Below are 13,179 nucleotides of genomic sequence, written 5' to 3' on the forward strand. Positions count from 1 at the left end.
AATCGAGAAGATGCGGGGGGTCGGGGCCGGGATCAAGCTGGGTGAAGTCGTTCATACCAGAAGGAAGGGCCATGGCAACAGATATCGCCAGCGGATCCAGTGCGGACGCGCGGGGTTCCGCGCCCGCGCCTTCCCGAGTCAAGCGCCAATACTTCGCCGAGCTCCAGGGAATTCGCGCGCTCGCCGTGCTCGCGGTCATCACCATTCACAGCGCTTTCACCGCGGGCCAGATCGGTTTCATGGGCAAGCCCGGCAACGGCTTTTTCGCCATCATCCTGGAGAGGGTCACCCGGGAGTCCCTGCCGATCCTCTTCGCGCTGTCCGGGTTCCTGCTCTACCGCCCGTTCGTCCTGGCGTCCATGGCGGGGGCCCCCAAGCCCGACCTGAAGTCGTACGCCTGGCGGCGCGTGCTGCGCATCGGCCCCGCCTACTGGCTGCTGGCCGTCGTCATGCTGCTGACCCTCGGCCGCGAGCAGGTCACCGGCGTGTGGTACGTCGTGCGGGTGCTGGTCATGCAGCACGTCTACCAGGCCGGCGCGATCCCGACCGGCATGGAGTCGACGTGGAGCATGGCCACGGAGACCTTGTTCTACGCGCTCCTGCCGATCTTCGCCTGGCTGTTCGCCCGCTTCGCGCGCGGCGCGTCCGGCCCGGCCGGGCAGGCCCGCCGCCTCCTCGTGGGGGTCGCCCTCATCGCGCTCGTCGCGTACGCCTTCAGCGCCTACAGCCACCTGCCGTCCCTCGGTCCCTGGCCGGTCCAGGGCAACTGGCCCATCGGCTGGTTCGGCTACCTGGCGGTCGGCATGGCGCTGGCGGTGCTGTCCGCCGCGGCGGAGACGTCGCCGGACGGGATGCTCGCGCCGTACCGCCTGATCGCCAGGCACCAGGGGGCCACCTGGGCCGTGGCGGCGGTCGTGATCCTGCTGTTCTGCTTCTCGCCGGTGGGCGGCCAGGGCACCTCCGACTACCCGACCCTGGCGCAGGTGATGTTCGACCAGCCGATCGACCTGCTGATCGTCTTCCTGCTCCTGGCCCCGCTGACCGTGCCGGGGGAGCGCTCGAAGTTCATCGCGGCCACGATGACCTGGCGGCCCCTGCAGTTCATCGGGAAGGTCTCGTACGGCATGTTCCTCTGGCACATCCCGATGATCTACTTCTACAACGGCAGCATGGTCGGCGGGTCGAACTTCCCGCGCACGCTGCTGGTCGTCGTCGCGGGCAGCTTCCTGGCCGCGGTGGTGAGCTACTACCTCGTGGAGCGGCCGGCGCTGAACCTGCGCAACCGGTTCGGCAAGGCCTCGCGCGAGCCGAGCACGCCGGTTCTGGTGCGCTGAGCGCGCCGTTCGAGCGGGCCTTCGACGCCTGAATGACGGCCCGGGCCCGGCGGATTCCGCGCCGGGTCCGGCCGTACGCGCACAGATGGGATGAGTTCTCCGAGCACGAGTACGAACAGGGAGGCGAAGGGTGAAGATCGGACTGGAGATCGGGGAGTTCGCCTGGGAGGGCGGTCCGGCCGCGATGGGGCGGATCCTCGCGGACGTGGCGAGCACCGCGGACGAGGCGGGCGTCGCGCTGATCGGGGTCGGCGACCACCTGTGGCAGGGCCCGCACGCGGGCGGCCCGGAGCAGCCGGAGCTGGAGTGTTTCACCACGCTCGCGTTCCTCGCCGCGCACACCCGGCGGTGCCGGCTCGGGCCGGTGGTCGCCGGGGTCCACTTCCGGCAGCCGGGCCTGCTCGCCAAGACCGTGACGAGCCTGGACGTGCTGTCCGGGGGACGGGCCATGCTGGGCATCGGCGTGGGCTGGTACGAGGACGAGGCCCGCGGCATGGGTGTGCCCTTCCCGCCGCTCGCCGAGCGGTTCGGCATGCTGGAGGAGACTGTCCAGGTGTGCCTGCGCATGTGGGAGGGCGAGCGGGGTGACGAGCGGCCGTTCGACGGCGCGCACTACCGGCTGGAGCGGCCGCTCAACGCGCCGCAGAGCCTGTCCCGGCCGCACCCGCCGATCATGATCGGCGGCGGCGGCGAGAAGCGCACGCTGCGCCTGGTGGCCCGGTACGCGGACGCCTGCAACCTCTATCCCGGGCCGGACCTGCCCGCCAAGCTCGACGTGCTGCGCGGCCACTGCGAGGCGGAGGGACGGGACTACGACGCCATCGAGAAGACCTGCATCCTCCCCCTCACCCTGGGCCCGGACGGCTCGGGAACCGACGAACTGCTCGGCGCGCTGCGCGGCATCGCCGCCGCGGGCGTGGACACCGTGATCGGCATCCTGTCCGGTCCCGACCCCCGCCGGCAGGTGGACGTCGTGGCCGGGAAGGTCATCCCCGAGGTGGCCGGCCTGTGACGGTCCCCTGAGCCCCTCGCGACGAAGGGCGCACGACGACGAGGTGCCCGTGAGCCGTCCGGCTCACGGGCACCTGGCGTGTTACGGGATCAGCGCGCCTCGGCGCCGACGGGAACCGGGGCCTCCACCACGGGCGCGGGCTCGAGGATGACCGGCAGGCTGCGGTGCCCGTTCATGATGAACGTGGGCAGGGGCACCAGCTCCTCCACCGGGACCGCGAGCTTCATGTCGGGGAAGCGGGCGAACAGCGTCGACAGGCTGATCGTGCCGATGAGCCGGGCGACACCCGCCCCCAGGCAGTAGTGCGGGCCGTGGCCGAAGGAGATGTGCTCCTTGTCCTCCCGGGTGATGTCGAACCGGCATGCTCCCTCGCCGTGCAGGGCCGGGTCGCGGCCGAGGGCGGCGTAGTTGACCAGGATGGGGTCGCCCTGGGGGATGGTCACGCCGTCGATCTCGATGTCCTCCACGGCGTAGCGCAGGGGGAGCTGCGCGAGGGGGGACTGCACGCGGAGCGTCTCCTCGATCACCTGCTCCCACGTGGCCCGGCCCGAGGTGACGAGCTCGCGCTGCTCGGGGTGGGTGAGCAGCAGCGTGATCGCGTTGTCGATGAAGTTGATCGTCGTCTCGGAGCCCGCGCCGAGGATCGCGAAGATCGTGTCGGTGAGCTCGGACTCGCTGAGGCGGGAGCCGTCCTCGTCCTGGGCCGCGATCAGATCGCTGGTGATGTCGTCCCCGGGGTTCTCGCGCTTGGACGCGATCAGGTCCACCATCGCGCCGCGCCAGCCCTGGAGGATGCCCTGGGCGACCTCGGGGGTGACCGTCGTGTCGACCATCATGTCGATGACCTTGGCGGTCTCCTGGCGGGCCGCCTCCGGCATGCCGATGAGGTCGGCGACGAGGCGGGCGGGCAGGGGGTTGGCGAACCGGGTCTTGAGATCCGCCGCCTCACCCGCCGGGGTGGTGGCGAGCCCCTCGATGAGCTCGTCGACGAGCTCGACCACGCGCGGGCGGAGCGCCTCGACGCGCCGGGGGGTGAAGGCCTTGCCGACCAGCCGGCGCAGGCGCAGGTGGTCCTTGCCCGCGGCGGTCGCGATGTTGTCCATGGCGACCCAGCTGATCATCTCCCAGTCGGGCCGGATCTCGCCGTTGCGGAAGGCCGGCCAGTGTTTGCGCGCGCTCTTGGTGACCCGGGGGTCGGTGAGCAGCCGCTTGGCGACGTCGTACCTGTTGACCGACCACGCGGTGACGCGGCCGGGAAGTTCCACCAGGGTGGCGGGGCCGAGCGCGCGAAGCCGGTCGGCCTCCGCGTGGATGTCTCGGCCGGTCGGATCGAGGGCGATGGGACAGCGGTTCTCCATCGATTTCTCCCGCATCGTAGAACTGGTCGGACTGCCGGGAACGAAAGACGGTCTGCGACGCGATTCCATGGCAGATAAGCGGCCGCAGGGTCATCCAATATTCGGAATATACGGCGTGGCAGGCCTTGGACAAAGAAGAGAAAAGCGCTCCCGGTCAATTCGGCAATCTGGGAGACGGCCGCCCTCGGAACGTTCGGGGAAAGGTGTGCCAGGCGCTGGGCGGCATTCTCGGAGATGCGGGGACGGCGCCGCCGACGTGACCATGTGCTGGTGAGGATCGCGTATATCCCGGAGGGCGCCGGATCAACAGCCGGCACCGGTGCGCCGCCGGCGGTATTCGCGGGGAATTCATTTCCCGCGCGTTCTCCCGATCCACGACGTCGAGCCGCCCGGGACGCGCCCCGCACGAGGCCCCGGGAGACAGGGGAACCGGAGTGACCAAAGCGTTTCCGGAACCCGCGCGGCCGGGCACGAGGCGGGCAGTGACCTCCTGCGCCCAGGACGAGCTGTGGTTCCGGCAGACACTCGTGCCCGACTCGCCCGCACACACGCTGTGCCGGGCCTACCACGTCCGCGGCGACCTCGACGTCGCCGCGCTGCGCTCGGCCTGGCGGGCGGTCGTACGCCGGCACGACATCCTGCGGACGACCCTCGTCATGGTCGACGGCCTGCCGGTGCAGTCGATCGCCCCGGACGGCGCGGCGCCCGAGGCCTTCTCGGACCTCGGGGCGATCGCCCTCCTCGACGCCGCGCCGCACGCCGCCGAGGCCGCCGTCGCGGGCCTGGGCGCCGAGCTGGCCGGCCGCCCGATGGACCTCGCCGCGGGCCCGCTCGCCCGCCTCGCCGTGGCCCGCCTGGCCCCCGGGGAGCACGCCGTGCTGCTGCTCGCGCACGAGGCCGTCGCCGACGACCGGTCGATGGCGATCCTGGCGAACGAGCTGTCGGCGGCCTACGCCGCCGAGGCGGGCGGGCGGCCCGCGCACGAGGTGCTGCCGCCGGCGTCCGCGCAGTACGCCGACTACGCGCGCTGGCAGCACGACCGGCGGACCACCCCGGAGTTTCGCCGCCTGCTGGACTGGTGGACCGCCAGGCTGCGCCCGCTGCCGCCGCGGCTGAGCCTGCGGCCGACCGGGCCCGGCCGGCGGCCCGTGCTGGCGCGGCGGGATCGAGCCGTTCACCTGGACCGGAGAGGCGCCGGCGCTCGCCGCGCTGGCGGAGGCGGAGGGCACCACGCCCGACATCGTCGTGCTGGCCGCCTTCCTGTGCCTGCTGCACCGGCTCGGCGGGGAGCGGACGGTGGCGGTCGGCCTGCCCGTCTCCGCGCGCCCCCGGCAGTTCGCCGGTCTCGTCGGCCCGTTCCGCAACGACCTGGTGCTGTGCGCCGACCTGTCCGGCCGTCCGGGCTTCCGCGAGGTGCTCCGCCGGACGGCGCGGGCCGAGCGCGAGGCGTCCGCCCACGCTGAGCTGCCCTTCGACCAGCTCGCCCGGGCGCTGGAGATCGACCACGACCCGCGTACGACGCCGCTGTGCGACGTGATGTTCGTGCGCGGGGACGCGCCGGGGCGGCCGCTCGCGCTGCCGGGCCTCGCGGTCCGTGAGGTGCGGGTGCACAACGGCGCCGCCACGGCCGACCTCACGCTCACGGTCGGCACGGCCGCTCCCGCGGTCACGGGTTCCCTCGGCTACCGGGCGGACCTGTTCGAGCCGGCCTCCGTGCGGCTGCTGCTCGGCCAGCTGAGGACCCTGCTGGCCGCCGCGCTGCGCGACCCCGGCCTGCCCGTGGACGAGCTTCCCCTGGAGGACCCCGCCCGGATCCGCGCCGCGGTGCGGGCGGCGGACCTGACGGCGGACGCGTCCCACGTACGCGCGCCGGCGAACGAGCTGGTGCGCATGGCCGCCCGGCGGCACCCGGACAGGGTGGCGGTGGCCTGGACCGGCGGCGAGGTCACCTACCGCGAGCTGGAGGAGCGCGCGGCGCGGCTAACCGCGGCGTTGCGCCGCGGGCGGCGGCGTCGCCGGCCGGCCGGTGGCGGTGCGGATGCCGTCGGGGCCCGGGCAGGTCGCCGCAGTGCTCGCGGTCCTCGACGCGGGCGGGCACCTGGTCTGCCTCGGCACCGGCGACGCGGGCGAGCGCGGCCGCATGATGCTGGCCGAGATCCGGCCCGCCTGTCTCGTGCTGGACGGCGACGACGGCGGCGACGACCTCGCCGTGTGGTTCGCCGAGGAGCTGGGCGGCCGCGTGTTGGATGCGGGAGCCGCGCTGAGCGGCCCCGGCGTGGGACCTGTGGCGCCGGTCCCGCCCGCCCGTCCGGACGAGCGGGCCTACGTCGCCTACACCTCCGGCTCGACCGGCAGGCCCAAGGGCATCGTCCAGTCGCACGGCAGCCTGGCGCAGTTCGCCGCCTGGTTCGGCGCAGAGTTCCGGCTCGGCCCCGGCCGCCGGGTGGCGCAGTGGGCCGCGCCGGGCTATGACGCCGCGCTGGTCGAGATCTTCGCGACGCTGGCGGCGGGCGCGACGCTGTGCGTCGCGCCCGACCGGATCAGGGCCAACCCCGAGAAGCTGGCCGCCTGGCTGGACTCCGAGCGGGTGACGTTCCTGCAGACCGTGCCGACCTTCGCCCGCGGTCTCCTCCAGGTGCTGCGCGGACGCGAGCCGGGGGAGCGCGCGCTCGCGCTGGACCACCTCCTGCTCGCGGGCGAGCCGCTGCCCGGCGGCCTCGCCAACGAGCTGCGCGCGGCGCTTCCCGGCGTGCGCCTGGTCAACCTGTACGGCGCCACCGAGTCGATCCTCGCGACCTGGCACGACATCACCGGCCCGGTGTCGGGCACGGCGCCGATCGGGGTGCCCATCCCCGGGCGGCAGGTCCTGGTGGTGGACGAGCGCGACCGGCCCTGCCCCGCCGGCGTCACCGGGGAGATCGTCGTGCGCAGCCCCTACGTCGCCCTCGGGTACGCGGGCGAGGCCGCCGCGGACGAGCGGGCCTTCCTGCCGGTGCCCGGCCTGGACGGCTCGGGCGACGCCGGGTGCAGGTTCTACCGCACGGGCGACCTGGGCCGCCGGCGCTGGGACGGCCTGCTGGAGTTCCGCGGACGCAGGGACTCCCGCATCAAGTTCAGCGGGATCCGGATGGAGCTGGCCGAGATCGAGTCGGCCCTCGCCGCGCACGAGGCGGTGGCCGAGTGCGCCCTCGTCGCGGTCGCCGGACCTGACGGGCTGGTGAGCCGCCTCGTGGCGTACGTCGTGCCGCGCGGCGCAGCCGCGGGCGAGGCGACGGTGTCCCCGTCCGAGCTGCGGGCCGGCCTGCGCCGCCGCTTCGGCAAGGCCACGCTGCCCGTCTCCGTCAAGTTCCTGGACAGCCTGCCGCGCAACGTCGGCGGCAAGGTCGACCGGCGGAGGCTGGCCGACCCCGGCGCGCCGGCGGCCGCCGCGCCCAGGACGCCGGGCACCCCGGCCGAGCGGGAGATGGCCGCCATCTGGGCGGAGCTGCTGGGCGCGGAGCCCGGCGGCGCCGACGACAGCTTCTTCGCGGCCGGAGGGCACCGCCTGCTGGTGCCGCGCCTGCTCGGCCGCGTCCGTGAATGGTTCGGCGTCGAGGTCTCCCTGTGGGACTTCTTCACCAACCCGACGCTGAGCGGTCTCGCCGCTCTCGTCGATTCGTCAGCCGTGTCCACCCAAGCCGTTACCCAACCTACAGCGGGGTGAGAGTTGTGACTCTGGTCGAGACCGAAACGTCGGTCGACTTCGATGGCGAGACCCTGGACATCCAGGGCGTGCGCCGCGTCGCCGAGGAACGGGCCGTGTGCGCCGTCGCGCCCGCCGCCCTCGCCAAGGCAGCGGCGAACCGGCGGCTGTTCGAGGACATCATCCAGCAGGGGATCCCCGTCTACGGCGTGACCACGGGTTACGGCGAGATGATCTACATGCTGGTGGACACCGACAAGGAGACCGAGCTGCAGACCAACCTGGTCCGCAGCCACAGCGCGGGCGTCGGCCCGATCTTCGCCGAGGACGAGGCGAGGGCCATCCTCGCGGCCCGCGTCAACGCGCTGGCCAAGGGCTACTCGGCCGTCAGGCCCGAGCTGATCGAGCGTCTGGCCCTCTACCTCAACCTGGGCGTCACCCCGGCCATCCCCGAGATCGGCTCCCTGGGCGCCAGCGGCGACCTCGCCCCGCTGTCGCACATCGCCGCCACGGTCATCGGCGAGGGCTACGTCCTGCGCGACGGCCGCCGCGTGCGGACCGGGCCGGTGCTGCGCGAGCTCGGCATCGAGCCGCTGCGGCTGCGCTTCAAGGAGGGGCTCGCGCTGATCAACGGCACCTCGGCGATGACCGGCCTCGGCTCCCTCGTCGTCGGCCGCGCCCTGGACCAGGTGCGGCAGGCGGAGATCGTCACCGCGCTGATCTGCGAGGTCCTGCAGAGCTCGACCAGCCCCTTCGGGGCGGACGGCCACGACGTGGCCCGGCCCCACCGCGGGCAGATCGACACCGCCGCCAACATGCGGACGCTGCTGCACGGCAGCCGCCTGGCCGTCGACCACGCCGACCTGCGCCGGGAGCTGAGCGCCGGCCGCGACGAGAACGGCGGCCGGGGCGTCCACCGCACCGAGGTCTACCTGCAGAAGGCGTACACCCTCCGGGCCATCCCGCAGGTCGTCGGCGCGGTCAGGGACGCCGCCTACCACGCCTCGAACACCCTGGAGATCGAGCTCAACTCCTCCAACGACAACCCTCTGGTGTTCGAGGGCAAGGAGGTCTTCCACGGGGCCAACTTCCACGGCCAGCCGGTCGCCTTCGTGATGGACTACCTGACCATCGCCCTCACGCAGCTCGGGGTGTTCTCCGAGCGGCGCACCAACCGGCTGCTCAACCGGCACCTCAGCAACGGCCTGCCCGAGTTCCTCGTCGCGGGCGACCCCGGGCTCAACAGCGGGTTCGCCGGCGCCCAGTACCCGGCGACCGCCCTGGTGGCCGAGAACCGGACGATCGGCCCCGCCAGCACCCAGAGCGTCCCGTCGAACGGCGACAACCAGGACGTGGTCAGCATGGGCCTGATCGCCGCCCGCAACGCCCGCCGCGTCCTGCAGAACAACACGCGGATCCTCGCGGTGGAGTACCTCGCCGCGGCGCAGGCGGTGGACCTGTCCGGCAGGTACGACGGGCTCAGCCCGGCCGGCCGGGCGGCGTACGACATGGTGCGCTCGCTCGTGCCGACGCTGGACCGCGACCGCTACATGGCCGACGACATCGAGCTGGTCGCCGCCGCGCTGTCCCGCAACGAGTTCGGCCGGGCCGTCGAGCGGGCCGGCGTCGAGCTGCGGTGAGGGGGACGCGGACACCATGAGCACGCTGGACAAGGTGCGGGTCCCGCTCTCCTTCAACCAGGAGTTCCTCTGCCTGTTCGACAAGGGGGACGAGGAGGGGCCGTTCGGGCCCAGATACAACATCGTGTGCGGGTGGCGGCTCGGCGGCGCGGTCGACGTCCCCACCCTGCGGGCGGCGCTCCACGACGTGGTGGAGCGGCACGAGGCGCTGCGCACGCGGTTGGTCCGCGACGAGGGAGACCGGCACCAGGAGATCCTGCCGGCCGAGCCGCCGCGGGTGGAGGTGCGCGACCTGCCGGGTGTGCCGGTGGACGAGCGCGACCGCCGCGCCGAGGAGCTGCTGATCGAGCTCGAAGGCGGCTCCTACGGCCTGGACGAGCTGCCGCTGATCCGCGCGGTGCTCGGCCGATTCGACGAGCGGGACTCGGTGCTGGCGCTCATCGCCCACCACTCCGCCGTGGACGAGTGGTCCATGAAGGTGGTGATCCAGGACCTGGCCAACCGGTACGCCGCCCGGCGCGGGTACGACGTGCCCGAGCTGCCCCCGGCGCACCAGTACCAGGAGTACGCCCTCTGGGACCGCGAGCGGGCGGCCTCGCCGGCGTTCGCCCGGGCCAAGGAGTACTGGCGCGAGACGCTGGCCGGCGGCCTGATCATCCCCACCCGGACGGACCGGCGGCGCTCGGAGAACCTGCCCAAGAGCACCGCGGCCTACCGCTTCCTGATCGGGGCCGAGGAGACGTCGGCCGCGCTGGCGCTGGCCAAGGCGACGCGCAGTTCGCCGTTCATGGTCCTGCTCGCCGCCTACGAGGTGTACCTCCACGAGGTCACCGGCCGGACCGACATCGCGGTGACGACGCTGGCGGCCGGGCGCACCCAGTCCCGCTTCCAGCAGACCGTCGGCTCGTTCTTCAACCTGCTGCCGCTGCGCAGCGACCTCTCGGGCTGTCGCGACTTCCGCGACGTCATCGCCCGCGTGCGCGCCGCCTGTATCGGGGCGTACGCGCACGACATCCCGTTCGGGCAGATCGTGGAACAGGCCCCCGAGGCGGCGGCGTCCTTCGAGGGCGACGACACCGCGGTGATCTCGTTCCAGGTCTTCCAGTTCCCGTTCTCCCTGGAGCGGGAGCGGATCGGCGACATCGAGTACACGGACATGCGGCGGCGGGTGCTGTCCCAGCCGGTCACCACAGACGTCCCCGACGGCGCCCTGTGGACGCTGGACATCCACCCCGAGGGGGACATCGTCGCGAGCCTGTGGTTCAACACCAACCTGTTCGTGGAGGAGACCATCCGCGACATGGTGTCGCGGTTCCTGCGAGTGCTGCGCACGGTGCTCGCCGATCCGGACGCGCCCCTGACGTGGGGCACGTCCGGCCGAGTACGGACCGATGCGGAAGAGAGGTGACACACGATGGCCGAACTGACAAGGGTGCGGCCCGACGCCGACCTTGACGACGTCGTCGCGATCATCGAACGGGACGGCGCGGTGATCGTCGAGAACTTCGTCGACGAGGAGACGCTGGCCGGGCTGTGGGCCGACCTCGGCCCGGCGCTGGACGTCGACACCTTCAGCGACAACTGGTACGACGGGTTCCGCACGCGGCGTGTGTCGTCGCTGTTCGCCCGTACGACCCGCCTCACGCCGGTGGTCACGCAGCGCCTGTACCTCGGCGCGGCCAGGGCCCTGATGCAGAAGCCGAAGACCATGTGGATCGGCCGGTCGCGGCAGGAGGTGACGCCGAGCATCCAGATCAGCACCACCCAGCTGATCCAGATCCACAAGGGGCAGGGCAAGCAGCCGCTGCACCGCGACGACGCCCTGCACCTGACCTCCCACCCGGGCAACACCACCCGGGTGCAGCTCATGCTCGCGATGAGCGACTTCACCGCCGAGAACGGCGGCACGCTGGTCATCCCCGGCAGCCACCACTGGGACGAGGAGCGCGCCCCCCAGGCCGAGGAGGCCGTTCCCACGGTCATGCCGGCCGGGTCCGGCCTGATCTGGGTGGGCGGCGTCTACCACGGCGGTGGCCGGAACGTCACCGACGTGCCGCGCACGGGCATGACCATCGCGCTGGACCTGGGCAACCTCCGCCAGGAGGAGAACCAGTACCTCGCGGTGCCGAGGGAGAAGGTGCTCGCCTACCCGGAGGAGGTGCGGCGCCTCCTCGGCTACGACCGCTGCCCGCCGGGCCTGGGCTGGGTGGAGATGCACGACCCGGACATCGTGCTGCAGCCGGCCGAGGTCCGGCGCGCGGCCGGTCTCCAGGAGGAGTGGCCGGCCGAGCCCGCCCACGCCGTCTGACCCGGTTCGATATCGCACCCGACGCGACGGGCGCGGCCGATCCCGGCCGCGCCCGTCGCTTATTTCATGCGCGCGGCCACGGGCGAGAACGGAAAGCCGGAGGCGGGGGCGGACAGCCGGACACGGAGCCGGGAAACGGACGCGCGCCGGGGCTGACACCCCGGCGGCGCGTCGCCTGCCGGCAGAGGCCGCGTCCCGCGGGCCGCGGGGGAAGGACCCTACAGTTCGCCGATCCGCCGCAGCTCGTCGAAGGACGACAGGTCCGGCACCGTCCACCCGTCCAGGTCGTACTCGCCGAGGCACTGGTCGACGAACGCCTTGTATCCGTCGAGCTGGCCGCTGGCGGTCTGCGCCGCCAGGAGCTCGATCCTGGTGGCCTCGTGGCTGCCGGCGTAGTTGCGCTCGTACAGCTCGTGCCGCCCGCCGAACTCGGTGCCGACCGCGTCCCACAGCAGTTTCATGACCTTGACCCGCTCGACCGCGTCCACGCCGTTGGAGCCGCGCACGTACTTGTCGAGGTACGGACGGATCTCGGGGTTCTTGAAGTCCTCGGCGCTGGAGTTGATGTAGATGAGGCCGCTGGCGATGTCCTGCTCGACGATCTCCTTGACCCGGGGGTAGCCGACCTGCATGAACCAGCGGTACGCCAGGCCGTACTGCGGGTTGGGCAGCACGGCGCCGTTGTTCCACGGCACGGGGTTGCGGGCGGCGGCGTCCGACAGCGCCCAGAAGAGGTTGCGCCACGCCAGCACCTCGCCGATACGGCTCTGCACGCCCCGGAAGTCCTTGGTGCCGGTGATCTCGACGGCCTTGGCCAGCAGGCCGGCGATGAACTCCAGCTTGACCGCGAGCCGGGTGCAGCCGTGGAAGGTGAAGCGCTCGGGGAACCCCGAGCGGCCGGTGAAGAGCTGCACCTTGCCGAGGTGGCCGTAGATGAACACGTTCTCCCAGGGGATGAGTACCTTGTCGAGCACGAGGATCGTGTCGTTCTCGTCCAGCCGGGAGGAGAGCGGGTAGTCGAACGGGCTGCCCATCACCGCCGCGGTCGCGGTGTAGGACGGGCGGCAGATGAGCTTCAGCCCGGGCGCGCCCATCGGGACGGTCGCCACCAGGGCGAATTTCCTGTCCTTGATCGGCAGGCCGTAGTGCGCGATGAAGTTGTAGTGGGTGAGCGCCGATCCGGTCGCCACGACCTTGGCGCCGCTGACCACCAGTCCGGCGTCGGTCTCCCGCTCCACGTGCACGAAGACGTCGGCCACCTCGTCCGGCGGCCGGTTACGGTCGACCGGGGGGTGCACGATCGCGTGGTTCCAGTACAGAACCTTCTCCTGCGACTCCCGGTACCAGCGGCGGGCGTTGTCGGAGAAGGGCTCGTAGAAGTCCGCGTTGGCGCCCAGCGTGCCGAGGAAGGCCGCCTTGTAGTCGGGGCTGCGCCCCATCCACCCGTACGTCATCCGCGCCCAGGCCGCGATGGCCTGCTGGTTCGCCACCAGGTCGGCCGCGCTGCGCGGGGTGGTGAAGAAACTGTGGGTGTACCCGTCGCTGCCGGTGTCGGTCGGCGTGGTCAGCACGTCACGCGTCTGCGGGTCGTGCAGGGCGTCGTACAGCCGGGCCGTCATCCGGATCGGGTTGTGGAACGCCGGATGCGTGGTGACGTCCCGGACCCGGTCGCCGTACAGGAAGATCTCCCGGTCGTCGCGGAGGCTCTCGATGTACTCGGCGCCGGTCATGGGGCGCGTCTTCGGCCGCGCGTCCTCCGTGACGGGCGCGTTGTCCAGAAGGTCCGTCATCGGCCCTCTCCCTTTCGTCCTCGTCGCCCGGCTTGTCCCCGCATCGAGGGCTTGA

9 protein-coding genes and 2 pseudogenes are annotated in these 13,179 nt (G+C 72.3%); 8 read left to right on the plus strand and 3 right to left on the minus strand.

Features of this window, described 5'->3' with window-relative positions; genetic code table 11:
- Nucleotides 1-71 precede the first annotated feature (71 nt).
- Together B1L11_RS31315 and B1L11_RS31320 are read left to right on the plus strand one after the other, a co-directional pair.
- On the plus strand, nucleotides 72-1,334 hold the full coding sequence (locus B1L11_RS31315) for an acyltransferase (protein ID WP_079318999.1): 1,263 nt from the start codon (nucleotides 72-74) through the stop codon (nucleotides 1,332-1,334).
- 130 nt (nucleotides 1,335-1,464) lie between these two features.
- Nucleotides 1,465-2,346: an LLM class F420-dependent oxidoreductase gene (locus B1L11_RS31320; RefSeq protein ID WP_079319000.1), complete on the plus strand. Its 882-nt coding sequence runs from the start codon at nucleotides 1,465-1,467 to the stop codon at nucleotides 2,344-2,346.
- A gap of 89 nt (nucleotides 2,347-2,435) precedes the next feature.
- Here B1L11_RS31320 and B1L11_RS31325 read toward each other — a convergent pair whose 3' ends face one another.
- Nucleotides 2,436-3,719 carry a cytochrome P450 gene (locus tag B1L11_RS31325; protein WP_256863050.1) on the minus strand — a complete coding sequence of 428 codons (1,284 nt, stop codon included), beginning with the start codon at nucleotides 3,717-3,719 and terminating at the stop codon, nucleotides 2,436-2,438.
- A 467-nt stretch (nucleotides 3,720-4,186) separates the two neighbouring features.
- Here B1L11_RS31325 and B1L11_RS55340 point away from each other — a divergent pair.
- Nucleotides 4,187-4,813, plus strand: a pseudogene (locus B1L11_RS55340) (condensation domain-containing protein); the annotation flags it as partial.
- A gap of 136 nt (nucleotides 4,814-4,949) precedes the next feature.
- Nucleotides 4,950-5,441 (plus strand): annotated as a pseudogene (locus tag B1L11_RS55345) (condensation domain-containing protein); the annotation flags it as partial.
- Here B1L11_RS55345 and B1L11_RS48825 read toward each other — a convergent pair.
- On the minus strand, nucleotides 5,387-5,653 hold the full coding sequence (locus B1L11_RS48825) for a hypothetical protein (RefSeq protein WP_218671430.1): 267 nt from the start codon (nucleotides 5,651-5,653) through the stop codon (nucleotides 5,387-5,389). The pseudogene B1L11_RS55345 and the gene B1L11_RS48825 overlap by 55 nt on opposite strands.
- Before the next feature lie 77 nt (nucleotides 5,654-5,730).
- On the opposite strand from B1L11_RS48825, the gene B1L11_RS48830 reads away from it, so the two are divergent.
- Genes B1L11_RS48830 through B1L11_RS31345 form a run of 4 tightly spaced genes read left to right on the plus strand, consistent with a single transcriptional unit; the run spans nucleotide 5,731 to nucleotide 11,334 of the window.
- Entirely contained in the window at nucleotides 5,731-7,407 is a 1,677-nt protein-coding gene (locus B1L11_RS48830; RefSeq protein ID WP_306291728.1) for a non-ribosomal peptide synthetase, read from the plus strand.
- Nucleotides 7,404-9,026, plus strand: a complete 1,623-nt coding sequence (cmdF, locus tag B1L11_RS31335; protein ID WP_204052639.1) for a tyrosine 2,3-aminomutase — start codon at nucleotides 7,404-7,406, stop codon at nucleotides 9,024-9,026. The genes B1L11_RS48830 and cmdF overlap by 4 nt, the downstream gene beginning before the upstream one ends.
- A 16-nt stretch (nucleotides 9,027-9,042) precedes the next feature.
- A complete protein-coding gene (locus B1L11_RS31340) occupies nucleotides 9,043-10,434 on the plus strand; it encodes a condensation domain-containing protein (protein WP_079319003.1) in 1,392 nt (463 codons plus the stop codon).
- Between the two features lie 6 nt (nucleotides 10,435-10,440).
- Nucleotides 10,441-11,334 carry a phytanoyl-CoA dioxygenase family protein gene (locus B1L11_RS31345; RefSeq protein ID WP_079319004.1) on the plus strand — a complete coding sequence of 298 codons (894 nt, stop codon included), beginning with the start codon at nucleotides 10,441-10,443 and terminating at the stop codon, nucleotides 11,332-11,334.
- 218 nt (nucleotides 11,335-11,552) lie between these two features.
- Here B1L11_RS31345 and B1L11_RS31350 read toward each other — a convergent pair whose 3' ends face one another.
- Nucleotides 11,553-13,124, minus strand: coding sequence for a 4-hydroxyphenylacetate 3-hydroxylase family protein (locus B1L11_RS31350; RefSeq protein WP_079319005.1), 1,572 nt, complete (start codon nucleotides 13,122-13,124; stop codon nucleotides 11,553-11,555).
- Between the last annotated feature and the right edge of the window lie 55 nt (nucleotides 13,125-13,179).

It is taken from the genome of Microbispora sp. GKU 823, from assembly GCF_002027145.1.
GTDB lineage: Bacteria > Actinomycetota > Actinomycetes > Streptosporangiales > Streptosporangiaceae > Microbispora > Microbispora siamensis.